This is a genomic window from Stenotrophomonas sp. SrG (genome assembly GCF_050031795.1).
In the GTDB taxonomy this organism is placed as follows: domain Bacteria; phylum Pseudomonadota; class Gammaproteobacteria; order Xanthomonadales; family Xanthomonadaceae; genus Stenotrophomonas; species Stenotrophomonas rhizophila_A.
Genome location: NZ_JBNBBE010000313.1, coordinates 1 through 266, shown reverse-complemented (window position 1 = coordinate 266; position 266 = coordinate 1). Strand labels below are relative to the sequence as shown.

1 protein-coding gene is annotated in these 266 nt (G+C 65.4%); it reads left to right on the top strand.

Translation table 11 applies throughout. The annotated features are described in order from the left end of the window. Positions 1 to 266, top strand: a 266-nt coding sequence (locus ACQG3P_RS19940; protein WP_426806011.1) for a VirB8/TrbF family protein, incomplete at both ends; no start/stop codon positions are given.

The window sequence follows — 266 nt, the reverse complement described above, 5'->3', positions numbered from 1 at the left end:
TCCATCAACCGCAGCAACGTGGCCCAGTACGTGCTGGCGCGCGAGTCGTTAGACTCGGCGGTGATGGGCCTGCGCGAGTGGGACCTGGTGTTCACGATGTCGTCCGAGCCGGTCGCCGCCACCCAGCGCCAGCGCGATGCGAACAACAATCCGCAGAACCCGGTGTTCGTGTATGGCACCAACAAGGCAATCCGGGGCAAGATCCTGAGCATCACGCCGCTGGCCGCCGAAGGCAATGGCAGTTTCCGCGGCGCCTCGGTGCGCAT